This window comes from Bacillus sp. RZ2MS9 (genome assembly GCF_001816185.2).
Classification (GTDB): domain Bacteria; phylum Bacillota; class Bacilli; order Bacillales; family Bacillaceae_G; genus Bacillus_A; species Bacillus_A cereus.
Genome location: NZ_CP049978.1, coordinates 2,169,193 through 2,186,663, shown reverse-complemented (window position 1 = coordinate 2,186,663; position 17,471 = coordinate 2,169,193). Strand labels below are relative to the sequence as shown.

The window sequence follows — 17,471 nt, the reverse complement described above, 5'->3', positions numbered from 1 at the left end:
TCACCTTCTTTTTTCATACTATTCTTAGTGTATGAAAGAAACGAAAAACTAGAAATAAAAAACCTGACGTTATCCGCCAGGTTCAAAATAAAAACTTATATTAATGAGAAGGAAATGCTTTTTTCTCTTGTAAAATTGCATTATGAGCAATTTTCATTTTCGCAAGTACGTAACGTAATCGATCTTCAGCGTTTTCATCTTTACTTATTTGTAATTCCGCCAAATTTTCAACAGAACTTGCTAAATTTTCAATGACTCCTCTTAGTTCAGGATGATGATTAAAAAAAGATTCTTGCACTAATACTTTCCTTAACTCACTAGCTAAATCAATTATTCTAGACAACTGTTCTTTTTCTTCCATTCTCATCCCTCCTGAATATCTTATGTAGTAAATATTCTCTAAACAAAGAAAAAAGCCCTTTAAATGAAAAGGACTTTTTACATTTTTATATTTCCAGTTAATAACATATATATGGATGTGATAGCCGCAACAATAATTGCCCACATCACATACTTCTCTGCACCTACAAAGCAACGGTTCCCTTGTTCTTTTCTTGCAAATGTGTAAACAATAATTCCAATTCCATACACAATTGAAACGAGTAGTAAATTCTTTAAACCAGCTGCATAAAGAAGCCATACAGAGTAAATAGAAGCAATTAAAGCTAACGCTCCATTTTTTAATTTAGCGTCTTTTAGCTCGTTTGTAATGACTAATTTAAATTGGAATAACGCTGATAATAAATATGGTAATAAAATTGATGTTGAGGCAATGAAATACATAATTTGATATGTTGATTCCGAAAACAAAACGATGATAAATATAGTTTGGGCAACACCATTTGAAATCCATAATGCCATGTGCGGTGTTTGCTTTTTATTTGTTTTCGTAAAGACTTTCGGAAATACGCCATCTTTTCCTGCCACATGAGAAATTTCAGAAACAAGTAAAAACCAACCAATTAATGTACCGACAAGTGAAGCAACTAATCCGATGTTAATCGCAACTGCACCCCATGGACCAACAACGTGCTCTAATACATGCCCCATTGAAGGGGTTTCTAACACAGAAAGTTCGCCTCTTGTCATAGCTCCCATTGACAGGACAGAAATTAAAATATAAATGGACATTACTAAAATAAGTCCCAATACTGTTGCCTTTCCAACATCTCGACTATTCTTCGCTCTTCCAGATAATACAACTGCTCCTTCAACTCCAATGAAAACCCAAAGTGTTACAAGCATTGTATTTTTCACTTGACCAAGTATAGCGGAAAGTGAGATCGTTCCTTCTCCCCAAAAATCATGTGTAAATGTGTCCCAGCGAAAGGCTGTTACCATTACAACAATAAATAAAACGATTGGAACTAACTTCCCTATTGTTGCAATCACATTCATAATAGAAGCTTCACGAATTCCAAATAAAATTAAAAAATGAAGTGTCCATAATAAAAGTGATGCCCCAACGATAGACGCAACATTATTTCCTCCTTTGAAAATTGGAAAGAAATAACCTAATGTACTAAACAGTAACATAATTGTTGCGACATTACCTAAGATTCCTGCTAGCCAATATCCCCAAGCACTATTAAATCCAATATATTCACCGAAACCAGCACGTGCATAACTATAAATTCCACCTTCAAGTTCCGGTTTTTGTCTTGCTAACGTTTGATATACGAGCGCAAGTGGAATCATTCCCATCGCTGTAATACACCAGCCAATTATTATTGCACCACTGTTTGCTCCTACTGCTAAATCATGCGGTAAACTAAAAACACCGCCACCAACCATTGTTCCAACTACTAATGCGATTAATGGAAAAAATCCTAACTTCTTTTCTATTTGTACCACCCCATCTGTCATTCTAGGTGTTATGTTCGTTCAACTATTAAAGTCACCTTTTTCTCTAATAGACGTTTCTCTTATATTTTTTCAGGAAAACATTACTTATTCTAAAAGAAAATGAGCAAAAATGGAATACTTTTTTGAAAAAATGTATAAGTATGCACAAAAAAACCGCTCATTTTGTAATGAACGGCCATTTCAAACATATAAATTTGTATATTTCTTGTAAATTTAACGAAGTAACTTCTCTTTTTGTAAAAATTGTTTTGCGACTTCTTCACTACTTTTACCATTTACGTTAACTTCATAATTCATTTTTCGCATTTCTTCATCTGTAATCTTTCCAGATAATTTATTTAATACCTTTTCAAGTTCAGGATATTTCTGTAACGTTTCTTTTCTTAATAATGGTGCTCCTTGATAAGGTGGGAATAACCCTTTATCATCTTTTAGCACTTTCAGTCCGTATTGCTCCAATTCACTATCTGTTGAATATGCATCAATTACGTTAACATCTCCAGATTCAATTGCGCTATAACGCAGCTTCGGCTCCATCGTTTTAACATTCGAGAACTTATAGTTATATAATTTTTGCATTCCTTTATAACCATCTTCACGATCAGCAAATTCCAATGTAAATCCTACTTTGGCTTCCTGCGCAACATTCCCTAAATCAGAAATTGTATTTATATTCTTTTGATCTGCTATTTTTTTCGGCATGGCTAGTGCATATGTATTGTTATACTCCATTGGCTTCAACATAATCATATTATATTTCTTTTCCATTCCAATGCGAGCCTGCTCATATACTTCATCACGATTTGTACTCTTTGGTTCTTCTTTCACGAAAGTAGATAAAGCTGTTCCTGAAAATTCTGGGTATATATCTACTTCTCCTGATTTCAACGCTTCAAATACAAATGCTGTTTTCCCAAGACCTGGTTTTAATTGTACGTGTAAATCTGTATCTTGTTCAATAAGCTGCTTATACATTTGAATTAAAATTTCAGGTTCTGATCCAAGTTTGCCCGCAATAACAATATCTTTCTTTTCTGTACTCCAAAGAAATGGAGAAGCAATCATTATACAAACAATACATATCGTCAATATAACACGCTTAGAAGAGCGTTTCGGTCGTTCAAGTATGCGAAGTACTATATCAAAGAATAAAGCGAGTAACGCGGCTGGTACGGCCCCTAAAATGATAAGCGCATGATCATTTCGATCTATACCTAATAGTATAAGCTTACCGAGCCCACCTGCACCAATGAGAGCTGCTAATGTAGCCGTTCCAACAATTAATACCATCGCTGTACGAATACCAGCCATAATGATAGGCAATGCAAGAGGAAGTTCTACCTTCCACAATCTTCTCCAACTATTCATCCCCATAGCTTTCGCGGCTTCTATTAAAGATTCATCTAATTCCCTTATTCCTGTATATGTATTTCGTAAAATAGGTAATAGTGCATACACAACTAATGCGATAATCGCTGGAAGTTTTCCGATTCCTACTAATGGAATTAATAGTCCGAGTAATGCAAGTGATGGCACTGTCTGCATTACTGCAGAAGTTCCTATTATAAATTCAGCCATTCGTTCTTTTCTTGTTAATAAGATGCCAAGTGGCACCGCTATAATTACTGCAAAAAATAATGAAATAAGCGATATTTGTAAATGCTCACTTAATGCAGTTAGTAATTCTATTTTTCGTTCTTGGAACGTTTGTATAAAATTAGTCACTGTTTAGCCTCTTTCCTTCATTTGTTCAACAATGTAATTGACAATGTGACGACTTGTTAACGCTCCAATATATTGACCGTTTTTTTCAACTGGAACGACCTCCTCATCACGCACACGAACTAAAGCTTCTTGTAAAGAAGAATGTAATGATAGCGCCTGCCCTTTTAATTGCACACTTTGATCAAGCGGCAATACATCTGCTACACTTTTCCCCTCATACCAAGTTCGCCCACGATTTCCAATGAATTCCTCTACAAATTCATTTTTCGGATTATGTATAATTCCTTCTGGTGTATCTAGTTGAACAACTTTTCCTTCTTTCATAATACAAATGCGATCTCCAAGTGATAATGCTTCTTGCATATCATGTGTTACGAACACGATTGTTTTTTGAATCTTTTTTTGCAACTGTACAATATCCTTCTGAAGCTGTTCCCTACTTAATGGATCTAACGCACTAAATGGTTCATCCATAAGAACGATTTTCGGGTTTGCGGCTAATGCTCGCACGACACCGACACGTTGCTTTTGTCCTCCTGACAATTCATCAGGCATACGATCTCGATATATATCCGGCTCTAATCCAACCATATGTAACAAGTCATCGACGCGTGCTTTAATTTCTTTTTTGCTCCATTGCCTCATTTCAGGAACAACTGCAATATTTTCAGCGATTGTCATATGAGGAAACAAAGCAATCTGTTGCAACACGTATCCTATATCCCAACGTAATTCGTTTATATTATATTGTTGAATATCTTTTCCATCGATTAAAATCGATCCTTCAGTCGTTTCGATTAAACGATTAATCATCTTCATTGTCGTTGTTTTCCCGCATCCACTCGGACCGATGAGAACAAAAAATTCTCCCTTTTTAATTTCTAAATGCAATGAATCCACTGCTTTCGTGCCATCTTCATACGATTTTGACACATGATTAAATTGAATCACAAATACAACTCCTTTACTGTTGTTTCCTTTATTTTGATGGAATATGGCATTCATTTCAAATGATACGCTTTTAAATTAAAAAAGAGCTCACATTTGAGCTCTAACGGTCGAACAATATTGTTTTCATTATAGCAGCATATTCGCGAACATACATTTTTCTCTTAGAACGAATTGGTGTTTCAGCAGCTAGTGCCTCCATCTTCATGCCTAAACGCTTTGCAATTATTTTCGTTCGATATAAATGATACGTATTACTTACAACTACTGCATGTTTCACATTATATAAATCCATACTAAACTTTAAGTTTTCATACGTATTTGTAGATTGATCTTCTATTAAAATACGACTCTCATCTATACCGCGCGCCATTAAATAGTTTCTCATGCTGTGAGCTTCCGGTATATCTTCATCTTCTCCTTGACCACCTGAAACAATTACTTTCGCTTCAGGATGGGAAAATAAATATTCCAACGCTACATCCAAACGATTTTGAAGAGATAAAGACGGTCTATCTCCAAATAACTTTGCACCCAGTATAAGAACATACGGAGAGTGATAGCTCAACTTTTCACGAGCAACTTTGTTCATTCGAAACGTCATATAAATGATGTATAGTGGCGGTAATAATAAAATGATAAGAAAGATCCATTTGTTCATAAATAAGTTTGCACTCCCTTTCTTTTTATTATATAGAAAAAGAAAGGGAGGCAGAAGTGTTTTTTTAAACGATTGATTTATTAGAAACATTCGCCGCTACTTTACGTTGTGATAGTACATAATAAATAGCGATTCCTAATGAGAAGATCAATATGCAGCTTAATACGTAAAACGGAAGCATTACTCCGGCTTTAGATACACCCGCTGTAAACAGCATTAATAATACAATTCGTATTCCAGTACCAATTAGGCGAAATAAGCTGTCTACACGTCCCATTACTTCGTTTGGAATTTCCTCCATCATCAATACATTTCTCGCCACTCTTGTACCCGCATTTCCAACTGCTTGAAAAATTGCAAGTCCATATAAGAAAATTACGGAAGGTTCAATAATCATTGCGGTAATTGAAATTACATAAATGAACATCGTCATAACGATTGAAACTTCTGTTTTTACATATTTCATTATGAGTGGAATACAGATTCCTGCAACAACCGCTCCGACACCGTACATCATCCCCTCTATTGCGTATACAGAGGCATTGGCTTTAAGTATATCCGAAATATAAACTGGTATTAAATAATTTGCCATCATAACACCTATAAACGGCATATAAGTGGCCAGTAAGAACCAAAAGAGCTTAGGACGTTTTTTCATAAAGTGAATTCCTTCAAACAATTGCTTCTTAAATGTTATTTTTCTTTTCACTTCTTTTTTCTTTACGTACGGTATACATAAGAAAAGAAAAAATGCTCCAGCAAAAGTTAACATGTCTACTAACAAAATCCACTTCAAAGATACAATTTCAATTAAGAAGCTCGCGGCCGCTCCAGAAATAACTTGTGTTAACTGTCCTTGTATTTCCATCGTTCCACTTAAACTTTTATAATGTTCTGCTTGAAATATCTCTTGGTTGAACGCAAATATTGTAGGATAAAATAATAAATAGTAGAATGATCCGGCTATATAAATAAGAATATAGTGAATAGAATGATAAGGTTGCCCAACAAATCCCCATATAGCCATTATTCCGATTCCTTCGTTACATAGCAATAAAGATTTTCTTGAAAAACGATCAATACTTTGCCCAATGAATGGTGTTAATAAAAACATAATGAGGGTTGCAATGATAGAAACATAACCAAATGTTGTCTCTCCTCCACTCTCTTTAATTAACAGCCAAGGAATCGTTATCATAACAATTCCGGAACCAATAGCAGATAGACTATTGGCTCCTAGAATGTAATACAAGCGAGAATCATGATAAAGTGAGGACATATCATTCCACTCCTAGTTGTTTTTTCACCTCTTTATATACGCTCATATATGCTTTCAATTCTTTAACTACATCATGAATTAATGGTTTTGCATCTTCCCCAAGTTCACCATCTTGCACATGTAATCCATCAAGCACAACTTGTTTTGGAATTGCATTTGCATAAACACCTCTAGCGACCGTTCGCATGCTGTTTAATGCATTTATTCCACCTTTACCGCCACCAGCAACCGCTAACAACGCAACTGGTTTATGAATAAATTCACTACTACTTAAGTAATCTAAAGAGTTTTTCAGCGCACCGCTCATCGCATTATGATATTCTGGTGTACATAATACAACCCCATCCGCAGCTTTCACTAACGTTTTTAATTTTTTTACTGCCTCTAAATCACGTTGCGACTCTTCTCCATTGTATAAAGGTAACTCCTCAATTGCTAAATCATATAATTCCCCTTCAAATTGATCCGCAATATATTTTGCCACCACGCGAGTTCTACCAAATTTTCTTGGTGTACCGTTAATAACGACTAGTTTCATGATTATTTCTCCCCTTTGTTTTCAAGTTCTACTTATATATTATCAGAAATTTCTATACAAAACACAATATAAAGAGTTAACTTGTTTCATAAAATAGTATGATAAACAAAAAAGAACTCATACTTTCGTATGAGTTTCGTACAATTACTTTGATTCATCTCTCATGCTCAATGTACCTAAACTTTCATTTGCTTCAAAATGATTATATGCTTTTTCCGCTAATCTTTTCCGTTCTTCTGGTAATTCTATATATTTCATTACGTTTTCAATTATTTTTTCGTACGGAGTAAATACAATTCCTGGCCACTCTACCTCATCTTCTGGATTACTATTTTCGGAAATAATAAATTTCTTATTCGCAACTGCATAAGACACGCGAGGTGTTTCAAGAATTCCTGATAAGTAAAAATGAATATTTAATATAATTTTAGCTCTAGCAATCAATTCATTTCTAACAATTCCCCACGCATTATTTTTAAAAACTATATTTAAATTCGGGGCAATCGCTTTTAGATGATCAAAAATAGCTTGTCGCCTCGGATTAAGAGCACCTATAAACAGAATATCAATATCTTCAATAATCTCATCTTCAAACGCATCTTTTTTTATTTCCAAAGTTGGAGCATAGTTCATTTCTACATGTTTTATTTCTTTTCCTACCCCTTTTTGTTGAAGCCATTCTATATTTTGTTTACTATAATCCCAAATCACTCTATCTTTTAATAATATTAAATAAAGGGGATGCGCATATGGACTTCCTTCGTATAGCTGTTCTAAATTATAAATAATTGCATCTTTCGTAAGAAGATTCGGGTTATATGCGTATGTATGTGCTCCAAAAACAACTGTATTCTTTGCATTTTCCAGTATTGTTTCTGATATAATTACTGTATTTCCCTCCTGCTCCAACCGCCACTTTAAAGCTCGCGCAACATCTATGAAACTACCGTATGTCTTTGGGCATATAAAAAGACAATAATCATATTCTTTATTCAAATAAACTTCCATTAATCTTAAATTATTTTTATATAAATCTACATCTGGATGTTTAAGTACCAACTCATTTGCATGTTTTCTTGCTACTTTATATAATCCAGCATAATAAGCAGCAATGCATCTTCTTAATTCGATTCTTTCCCGGTCCTCATCTAATACATCCATATTTAAAAGAAGATTTGCGATACAATACGCTTTTAAATGATCACGATCATAATAATAGTCTAGTAGTGGCATCAATTCTTCATACGTATTTCCATGCACCGATTCTCCTAGTTCAATCGCCCATCGCATTAATTCCATGATTACTCCACTACTCCTTTAATCGAAAATGTATTTAATAAAATTTCGCATTATTCTCTACTATATTTGCTATATGAAATGGAATCTTTTCTTTTATCGATTCCAAATACTTTTGCGACACCGCCCCTAAATGTTTTTTATGAGGTATATAGAAAGCACTAATAGAAATTTCATAGTCAAATAAGTAATCATACACATGATAATCTACAAATAGTAGATCATCCTTTGGAAAAGGAATTTCCTTCCCTTGCAGAGCATACATCAAAGCAATATTGTTTTGAGATCGTAATCGATACAACCTTGCAAGTTGGTATAATGGTTCAGCCCGGGTTGGTCTATATTCCCAAGCTTTTTGAAAATAAAAAACAGCTAATGCTAAATATTGCTCTTCTTGCCCTTTAACAGTTTCTTTTTCATCAGCATCTGTCACTTCATTTTGTTTATTTGCTGAACGATTTGCTAACTGCTCATAACAAAATCCTATTCGCAATAACGAATAGAATACCTCTTCAACCCATCCTCCTGCTTCCACTCGTTTTTTATACCATTTAATTGAATTCTCAAATTGACTTAAATGAAAATAAGTCTGAGCTAAATAAAATAAATATCTTATATGCAAATCTGGCGTTGTTTCTGGGTCGTTTATTCCTTGTAACAACAACCTCTCATCTCTTTCAAATTTATCAGCTTTGCTCCCGCCATCTCCGGGATCATTCACGACAAGAGTCTCTAACCGAGCTACCCTCGTATTGTAATTCGCTCCAACTTTTGAACGATCTATATCCCAATACTCATGAGTAACACCGACAGATTTCCATGGTAAAGAAGCTTTCAAAAGACGTGTAAGCCAATATTTAATATGAACATCATATTGTAATGTAAGATAATGATCTTCCGTTAAGCTCGTTTTATCGAAATTCGGATCGACCTCTAAAATCATATCCGCATCTAATATTAATAAATAATCTGCTTCTGGGTATGTTTTTTGCGCTAACGAAACAGCTAAGCTTCTGTTATAACCAAAGTTTTTAAACGGCTCATGATGAACCGTCCCAGGTATCTCATTTTCCTTACACCAATTTTCAATAATTTCAGGCGTATTATCCGTCGATCCAGTATCACAAATAGAAACAAAGTCTACAATTGATTTTGTTGCATTTAAACATCTTTCCATAATTCTAGACTCATTTTTGACGATCATACAAAGACATAACTTTTTTTCTTTCTTTACAGACTTCACTTGCTCATTTCCCATTTAACCACCTCATATTTTATTAACACGCTCTTCTCATATGTAACAACATTTCTTAGCTATACTGATGACATAAGCACCCTTTTACTATTTATGAAAACTTCATTTTATTTATTCTTACTTTTATGTTGAGATATATTTCATGCAGCGCTTTATATTTGATACAATCAATACAAAAAAACATAATGCGGGAATCCGTACATTTCAAAGTCTAAGAGGAGGTTATTGTCATTTGTGACAAAAAAACAATGATTGATTGGTATTTTTAAATTAGTAATTTCTTAAACTATAAAAAAGAAACTTGCGCTTATGCACAAGTTTCTTTTCAAAAACATCCTTATTTTTTCACAACTTCATGTCCACCGAACTGATTACGTAGTGCTGAAACTACTTTTCCATGGAATGTATCATCTTCCTGAGAACGATAGCGCATAAATAATGACATAGCGATTACTGGTGCTGCAGCTTGAAGTTCAAGTGCAGTTTCAACAGTCCATTTTCCTTCTCCTGAAGAGTTCATTACACCTTTAATGCCATCTAGTTTCGGATCTTCTGCAAATGCTTTTTCAGTTAAGTCCATTAACCAACCACGGATAACTGATCCATTCGCCCATACTTTTGCAACATCTTCATAATTGAAATCAAAGTCACTCTTATCTAGTACTTCAAATCCTTCAGCGATTGCTTGCATCATGCCGTACTCAATACCGTTATGAACCATTTTTAAGAAATGACCACTACCAACACGGCCAGCATAAGAATAGCCATTTTCTACTGCTAAATCTTTAAATAAAGGTTCTAATTGGTCGTAAATTTCTTTTTCTCCACCAACCATTAAGCAAGCACCGTATCTAGCTCCTTCTACACCGCCTGATGTACCGATATCTACATAATGTAATCCGAAGCTTTTTGCTTCTTCAGCACGGCGTAACGTATCTTTATAGAATGAATTTCCGCCTTCAATAACGATATCACCTTCATCTAATAACGGATAAACATCTTTTAGTACTGACTCTACAACTTCTCCTGCAGGCACCATTACCCAAATTGTACGAGGAGCTTCTAGTTCAGCGATCATTTCTTTTAATGTATGACGTGCAGTAATTCCTAGTTTTCCTGCCTTTTCAACAAGCTCTTTATTTACATCGTATACAACTACTTCATGCTTGTCTTCATATAAGTGTTCAGCTAATGGGAATCCCATTTTTCCTAATCCAATTAAACCTAGTTTCATATTAATCAATCTCCTATTCTATACAAATATATTTAATATCGAAATTAGCCCAAGTGCTACTACAGATAATATAGTCTCCATTGCAGTCCATGTTAATAATGTTTCTTTCACAGTCATTCCGAAATACTCTTTAATCATCCAAAATCCTGAATCATTCACGTGTGATAAAATTAATGACCCTGCACCAGTTGCAAGTGCTAATAATTCAACATTTACACCTGGTGTGCTTGCTGCAATCGGCGCAACAATACCAGCTGCTGTCATCATAGAAACAGTTGCCGATCCAGTTGCAATTCGAATAAGTGCCGCAATTCCCCACCCTAATAATATCGGTGAAATATGTGATTCTTTCGCCATATCTGCAATTGTCGTTCCAATTCCAGAATCTAATAATACTTTATTAAATGCTCCGCCTGCACCAATCACTAACAATATGTTTGCAATAGGTCCAAGGCAATCATTTGTAAATTGTAACACTTTATCTTTTGAGAAACCTTTTGCATATCCAAGACTAACGAAAGAGTAAATGGTTGCAATTAATAAAGCCACAATCGGATCTCCAATAAAGTGTAATACTTGTGCTAGTTGACTCGTTTTATTTAATGCAACTTCTGCTATTGATGCACCAAGCATAAGAAATACTGGAAGTAAAATTGTAAACAATGTATTCCAAAAGCTTGGAAGCTCTTTTTTATTATCTTTTTCAATAAATTGCTCCGCTATATCTAATGGTACTTCCTTATGTATACGAGCACCAATCCATTTCCCGTAAAGTGGACCTGAAATAATTGCAGTTGGAAGTCCGACAATTAACGCATATAAAATTGTCTTCCCCACATCTGCTTTAAAAATACCAACTGCCGCCATTGCCGCTGGATGCGGTGGCACTAGTCCGTGCACAACGGATAGTCCTGCTACTAGCGGAATACCAATTGTAATAAGTGATACCCCAGTTTCTAACGCAATTGTAAATACTAACGGAATTAATAGTACAAATCCAACTTGGAAAAATACCGGAATCCCTACTAAAAATGCAACGAACATCATCGCCCAGTGAACTCGTTTCTTCCCAAAACGATTAATTAATGTGTTAGCGATACGTTCAGCACCACCAGATTCGGCCATCATTTTTCCAAGCATCGTTCCTAGTGCTAAAACTATTGCTAAAAATCCTAACGTATTACCAAGTCCTAGTTTAATAGAATCAATAATTCCTGGATCTTTTGGTGAAGTTCCAATTAAAGGCATTCCCATTGCTAATCCTACACCAATTGCTGTTAAAATTAATGCGACAAATGGATGCCATTTTACTACCGTAATAAGTAAAAGTAGTATGACAACTGCCGCTAGTACGATCCCAACTACCATTTCTCCCAATCCCCCTATTTTTTACGTTGGAAAGCAGCTATACAATCAAATTCTTCTTTCAAGCGATTGTAAAGTCGTTCATACATATAAAACATTTCTAAATATATAGCCGTATTTTCTTTATTCGGTACATGATGATGGACAATATCAATCCAATCCTTTACCTCTTCAAGAGAATCAATTTTTCCTACAGCATACAAAGCAACTGCCGCTGCCCCAAGCGCAGATGCTTCATGACTTTCAGGTACAAGCAATTCTTTTCCCATCATATCGGACAACATTTGTCTCCAAAATGCAGATTTTGCAAACCCTCCTGAAACTCGTATTTCAGTAAGTGGCCCTGTACAATCCCTGATTGCGAGTGCTACTGAATATACACTCATACAAACACCTTCCATCACTGCACGTATAAAATGTTCTCGCTTATGCTGAAGATTGATTCCAAAGAATGTACCACGAGCATTTGCATTCCAGTAAGGTGCGCGTTCTCCAGATAAGAAAGGTAAGAACAATAGCCCATCCGCTCCAGCTGGTACGCTTTCTGCATATTTAATTAATAAATCATAAGGATCAATGCCGAGCTTTCTTGCTACTTCTTGCTCTGGACTACCAAATTCATCACGTAACCATCTCAGTAATATTCCGCCGTTATTCGTTGGACCACCGATTACCCAGTGCTCATCTGTTAATGCGTAACAAAACGTTCTCCCTTTCTCATCTGTATTTATATTCGATGAGATTGTTCGAACCGCACCACTCGTTCCAATCGTAATTGCAGCCGCACCCGGTGATATCGCACCAACTCCTACATTTGCAAGAACCCCATCACTTGCTCCGATGACAATTGGTGTTTCTGCACTTATCCCCATCTTCTGTGCTAATTCTGGCTTCATACCTGATAAAATATATGTAGTTGGTACAGGGGTTGATAATTTTTCTGGTGACATATGTAACATAGTTAAAACATCTTTATCCCAGTTTAATGTTTCTAAATTAAATAACCCCGTAGCAGAAGCAATCGAATAATCAACTACGTAGCGTGAAAATAATTGGTAAATCACATACTCTTTAATGGAAATGAATTTATAGGCACTTGTATATAACTCTGGTTCCTCTTCTTTCATCCATAACAATTTAGAAAGTGGTGACATCGGATGAATCGGTGTACCTGTACGTCTATAAATTTCATGCCCATTCATTTGTTGTAATAATTTTTCTGATTGCTTCGTACTTCGATTATCTGCCCAAATGATAGAACGCGTTAATGGCGCACCATTTTCATCTACTGCAATTAATGCGTGCATAGCTGTACTAATACCGATTGAAGAAATATCTTCTGGTAATACATTACCTTTTCCAATGGCAACGCTTACACTTTTGTATACAGCGGCACATATTACATCAGGATCTTGCTCAGCCCATCCTACATTCGGTTGAATAATTGGGTAATCGATTGCATGTGATGCAATGACTTTTCCTTTTTCTGTGAACACAACCGTTTTTGTACTTGTGGTACCGATATCAATCCCGATTACTCTCCCCCTTGTTTCCATGCGAATCTTCCCTTCATTTCTAGCAAAATACGATTTAGTAAACCGTTTACATGAATTAGTATATAAAATATTTTTTCATTTATCAAGTTATAAAAAGAAAATTTTCTTCATATCAAAAAATAAATCCCCTCATTCCATTTCACTTATATACTACATTTAGCTTTTCCATGCGGTAAAATTACGTTATATTCGTTACGCAATACACCCTTTCCTCTCATTAACAACACATACATAGTCCTCCATACGTTCTACTTATTTGCTTGAAGAAAGAGTTGAAAAGCAATATTCATTTTTAGCGGTCACGTAACATCACCATCAAGCCAAGAAAAGTAACTAACCGCAGAATGAGAATTCTGTGCATTTTGCTCTTATTTATTGTTTTAGGTTCACTAGTCTTTTATCTTGATAAACATAGAGCGTGGCCCCCTACTATCACTTTTTTATCTTGTAAATATATCTTGCATACTATAAAACCGAAAGTATTTTTATTTTTCAGAAAAATAAAAACAATAACACTTAATTTATTGTATAATGTTGTAAAAAGATGTCGGAGGGATTTAATGTTAAATAAAATATCTCAATTCACAATTAAGCTTTCATCAATTCTTTTATCACTCTTACTATTATTAAATTTACCTTATTTATTTATCACTCAACAAGGATTTACCTTTCAACCAATTTATTTTTTTAATCAGACCGTTACTATGTTAAAACAGGTTTTTTCCCCTGAATCATTAGTGATTATAGGATCAGACCCGAAGTTTGGCCATTTCAAAAAAACACCATTATTTCCAACTGTTTTAGAACCTTACCTATATTCATTTACTATATTATTTTTAGCCTTTTTTCTTGCTCTCTTTTTATCATCTAGCATGGCATTTTTTTATTTTTTAGCAAAAGATTATATAAAAAAATGGATAAACCGAATTGTGTTCATATTAGAAGCTGTCCCTGATATGATGATGATGATTTGTTTGCAAATATTTTTCATATGGGTACTTCAGAAATTTGGGGAATCTCCTGTCACTATTATTTCTTTTAATGAAAATCGAGCTTATTTACTCCCTATTTTATCATTAGCTGTCTTACCTACATTACAAATGTTTCGGATGATGGTGTTATACATAAAAGAAGAGCAAGGAAAACATTACGTAGAGGTTGCATATGGAAAAGGCCTTTCATCAAGTTATATACTATGCATTCATTTATTCAAAAATATATCTATCCACTTCTTCCACCATTTAAAAACGATTTTTGTTTTCTTACTTTCTAATTTATTCATTTTAGAATTTGTTTTTAATATGGAAGGCATTATTCAATTTTTATTTAATAAGGCGTTTGTTTCACCTCCAGCTGCATTTATCACACTTGTTATGATTGTTTTACCATTTTACGCCATTTTCCAAATAGTCTCATTCATGATGAATAGATGGAAAAAGCAATTGAAAGGAGTATCATTATGAAATCTATTTGGAAATCAAAACGCTTTTTAATCGGCTTTACTTATCTATTCATACTTATTTCAGCTAGTTTTATTTATAGTTGGTTCTTTAAAGATAACATCCCAAAACCTCCTCAGTTACTTTACAATGACAATAACGAATTACTTGGAAAGGCCCCCTTTCCGCCATCGTTAATTCCACCTTTTGGATCTGATCGTTTTGGAGAGTCTATTTTCTTACAAATTGTAGAAGGAGCAAAATTCACTATTTTATTGGCCATGGCAATTAGCTTCTTTCGAATTTTATGCGGAACATGTATAGGAATCCTCTTAAGTTTATTTGCTCCAAAACTCAAGAGATTTTTCCAGTCATGCTCAGAAGTTTTTTATTATATTCCAACTCTATTTATCGCATTCATACTCATCACGCCCGTTAATATTATAATCACATCAAATGCTGATGGGGTAGATCCAAATATTTCATTTACGTTTTATCAAGTACTCGTACTTATTTTTGTCGCTCTGCCTACACTTTCTTTATACATATCCTCAGAGGTTGATGAATTTATGAAACAAGATTACATCTTAAGTTCACAATTACTGGGGGCTAGTCGTTTTCATATTATTAAAAAACACTTACGAGTCTTATTACTTGACCGCTTATTTGTATTATTTATGGAACATATCGTCCAAACACTCATACTCGTTATCCATTTAGCGTTGCTTAACATTGTAATTGGTGGCATACAAATGCGTGAACTCTATGACGGAGTGCTCAAACCTGTTTCTCTATCTAATGATTGGGCAGGTCTTATTGGATTAAATCGTAATGAAATGAATCTTTCATGGTGGATTATTTTTTATACTCTCGCTTCATTCTTTATTACGATTCTATTTATTAAGCTTATGACCATCGGGATTCAAGATGCACTGAAAGCAAGAGATTCGCAAATTGTAGCAATTCAAAACGTTCCAGATCATAAAAAATTTGTTAAACATAAAGATTCCTTTTCGTTTGCAAATAAAGTAAACCTTTAATCATTTCTCATTAATCAAGTATTAATTGGCATTGATATTAGTAGAAAATAAAGAAGATGATCCCTATTAAATACAGGGATCATCTTCTTATACTGTCTAACTTTTTTACATGTCCTTTGCTAGACTCATGCTTTTTATATTTAAAGTGAATTATTTGCAATCACAATTATGTTTTTTAAAATCAATTACCATACGCCCTTGAATTCTACCTTGTTCCATTTCTTCGAATACATTTTGTACTTTATCTAGAGAACAAGTTTGAACAACCGGCACTACTTTTCCTTCTGCCCCGAACATAAACGCCTCTTCCAAATCTTTACGAGTACCAACTAGAGAACCAACTACTTCAATTCCATCCAGTACAAGTCGTGGGATGTTTAAGTCCATTGTTTCTACTGGTAGCCCTACTGCAACTACTTTACCGCAAGCACGTACTGCATCAACTGCTGAGTTAAAGGCTACTTTAGAGACTGCTGTTACTACCGCAGCATAAGCGCCACCAAACTCCTCTTGCACAATTTTATCAGCAGGACCTTGAGAAATTGGATTGATAGTCATATCAGCACCAACTTCTTTCGCTAAGGCTAATTTGTCGTCATTAATATCTACTGCGATTACCTTTGCACCAAATACATTTTTAGCATATTGGATAGCTAAGTTACCTAATCCACCGCAGCCATAGATTACAATAGGTTGACTAGGTTTAATATCTGATACTTTAATAGCTTTATATGTAGTTACACCAGCACAAGTAATTGATGATGCTTGAGCAGGATCTAATCCTTCTGGTACTTTTACCGCATAATCAGCTGTAACGATACATTGTTCAGCCATACCACCATCCACTGAATAACCAGCGTTTTTAACTTCACGGCAAAATGTTTCTCTACCAGTTACGCAATATTCACAACGTCCACAAGATTGGAACATCCATGCAATACTTACACGGTCACCTATCTTTAGTGAAGTAACATCATCAGCTATTTTCGTAACAATACCTACACCCTCATGACCAAGAATACGGCCATCAGTGTTACCAAAATCATGATTCGCAACGTGTAAATCAGTGTGGCAAACTCCACAATACTCTACATCTACTAACGCTTCACCTGAGTGTAACGGACGTAATTCTTTGTCAATCACTTCGATGTTTGCTTTGCTGTTTTTATTAACCACTACTGCTTTCATATGTGATCTCCCCTTTAGTGTTTTAGCATTTTAATGAGTTTATCTCACAACTACTTTCTTCACTACTTTGGCTAGTTATTC

At 34.7% G+C, this 17,471-nt stretch carries 15 protein-coding genes and 1 pseudogene; 3 read left to right on the top strand and 13 right to left on the bottom strand.

The window, feature by feature from the left end:
- Positions 1 to 100: 100 nt before the first annotated feature.
- The 9 genes from BHV55_RS11310 to BHV55_RS11270 form a co-directional block, all read right to left on the bottom strand.
- The gene (locus BHV55_RS11310; RefSeq protein ID WP_000391445.1) at positions 101 to 361 is read right to left on the bottom strand and encodes a hypothetical protein; all 261 of its coding nucleotides are present in this window, start codon (positions 359 to 361) and stop codon (positions 101 to 103) included.
- Between the two features lie 77 nt (positions 362 to 438).
- Positions 439 to 1,866: a basic amino acid/polyamine antiporter gene (locus BHV55_RS11305; protein ID WP_000129448.1), complete on the bottom strand. Its 1,428-nt coding sequence runs from the start codon at positions 1,864 to 1,866 to the stop codon at positions 439 to 441.
- Between the two features lie 213 nt (positions 1,867 to 2,079).
- The gene (locus tag BHV55_RS11300; protein ID WP_000181014.1) at positions 2,080 to 3,591 is read right to left on the bottom strand and encodes an ABC transporter permease/substrate-binding protein; all 1,512 of its coding nucleotides are present in this window, start codon (positions 3,589 to 3,591) and stop codon (positions 2,080 to 2,082) included.
- 3 nt (positions 3,592 to 3,594) lie between these two features.
- Positions 3,595 to 4,542, bottom strand: a complete 948-nt coding sequence (locus BHV55_RS11295; RefSeq protein ID WP_048567968.1) for an ABC transporter ATP-binding protein — start codon at positions 4,540 to 4,542, stop codon at positions 3,595 to 3,597.
- Positions 4,543 to 4,642: 100 nt separating this feature from the next.
- Positions 4,643 to 5,200 carry a YdcF family protein gene (locus BHV55_RS11290; protein WP_001987388.1) on the bottom strand — a complete coding sequence of 186 codons (558 nt, stop codon included), beginning with the start codon at positions 5,198 to 5,200 and terminating at the stop codon, positions 4,643 to 4,645.
- A 64-nt stretch (positions 5,201 to 5,264) separates the two neighbouring features.
- Positions 5,265 to 6,479: an MFS transporter gene (locus BHV55_RS11285; RefSeq protein WP_070757414.1), complete on the bottom strand. Its 1,215-nt coding sequence runs from the start codon at positions 6,477 to 6,479 to the stop codon at positions 5,265 to 5,267.
- A gap of 1 nt (position 6,480) precedes the next feature.
- Complete coding sequence (locus BHV55_RS11280) at positions 6,481 to 7,017, bottom strand: NADPH-dependent FMN reductase (RefSeq protein WP_000780355.1); 537 nt, start codon at positions 7,015 to 7,017, stop codon at positions 6,481 to 6,483.
- A 144-nt stretch (positions 7,018 to 7,161) separates the two neighbouring features.
- On the bottom strand, positions 7,162 to 8,316 hold the full coding sequence (locus BHV55_RS11275) for a CgeB family protein (protein ID WP_070757415.1): 1,155 nt from the start codon (positions 8,314 to 8,316) through the stop codon (positions 7,162 to 7,164).
- A gap of 34 nt (positions 8,317 to 8,350) precedes the next feature.
- Positions 8,351 to 9,571: a glycosyltransferase gene (locus tag BHV55_RS11270; protein WP_000526236.1), complete on the bottom strand. Its 1,221-nt coding sequence runs from the start codon at positions 9,569 to 9,571 to the stop codon at positions 8,351 to 8,353.
- A 139-nt stretch (positions 9,572 to 9,710) separates the two neighbouring features.
- On the opposite strand from BHV55_RS11270, the pseudogene BHV55_RS11265 reads away from it, so the two are divergent.
- Positions 9,711 to 9,794: pseudogene (locus BHV55_RS11265) on the top strand (DUF2711 domain-containing protein); the annotation flags it as partial.
- Positions 9,795 to 9,905: 111 nt separating this feature from the next.
- Here the strand turns inward: BHV55_RS11265 and gnd are convergent.
- The 3 genes from gnd to gntK are packed head-to-tail and all read right to left on the bottom strand — an operon-like array spanning position 9,906 to position 13,723.
- The gene (gnd, locus tag BHV55_RS11260) at positions 9,906 to 10,802 is read right to left on the bottom strand and encodes a phosphogluconate dehydrogenase (NAD(+)-dependent, decarboxylating) (protein WP_000765995.1); all 897 of its coding nucleotides are present in this window, start codon (positions 10,800 to 10,802) and stop codon (positions 9,906 to 9,908) included.
- 18 nt (positions 10,803 to 10,820) lie between these two features.
- On the bottom strand, positions 10,821 to 12,170 hold the full coding sequence (locus BHV55_RS11255; RefSeq protein ID WP_048567967.1) for a GntP family permease: 1,350 nt from the start codon (positions 12,168 to 12,170) through the stop codon (positions 10,821 to 10,823).
- 14 nt (positions 12,171 to 12,184) lie between these two features.
- Positions 12,185 to 13,723 (bottom strand): gluconokinase, encoded by a 1,539-nt coding sequence (gntK, locus tag BHV55_RS11250; protein WP_048567966.1) that lies wholly within the window; start codon positions 13,721 to 13,723, stop codon positions 12,185 to 12,187.
- Positions 13,724 to 14,283: 560 nt separating this feature from the next.
- On the opposite strand from gntK, the gene BHV55_RS11245 reads away from it, so the two are divergent.
- Together BHV55_RS11245 and BHV55_RS11240 are read left to right on the top strand one after the other, a co-directional pair.
- A complete protein-coding gene (locus BHV55_RS11245) occupies positions 14,284 to 15,186 on the top strand; it encodes an ABC transporter permease subunit (protein WP_048567965.1) in 903 nt (300 codons plus the stop codon).
- On the top strand, positions 15,183 to 16,202 hold the full coding sequence (locus tag BHV55_RS11240) for an ABC transporter permease (protein WP_058839560.1): 1,020 nt from the start codon (positions 15,183 to 15,185) through the stop codon (positions 16,200 to 16,202). The genes BHV55_RS11245 and BHV55_RS11240 overlap by 4 nt, the downstream gene beginning before the upstream one ends.
- 150 nt (positions 16,203 to 16,352) lie before the next feature.
- On the opposite strand, the gene adhP is transcribed toward BHV55_RS11240, so the two are convergent.
- Positions 16,353 to 17,390, bottom strand: a complete 1,038-nt coding sequence (gene adhP, locus BHV55_RS11235) for an alcohol dehydrogenase AdhP (RefSeq protein ID WP_000649109.1) — start codon at positions 17,388 to 17,390, stop codon at positions 16,353 to 16,355.
- Between the last annotated feature and the right edge of the window lie 81 nt (positions 17,391 to 17,471).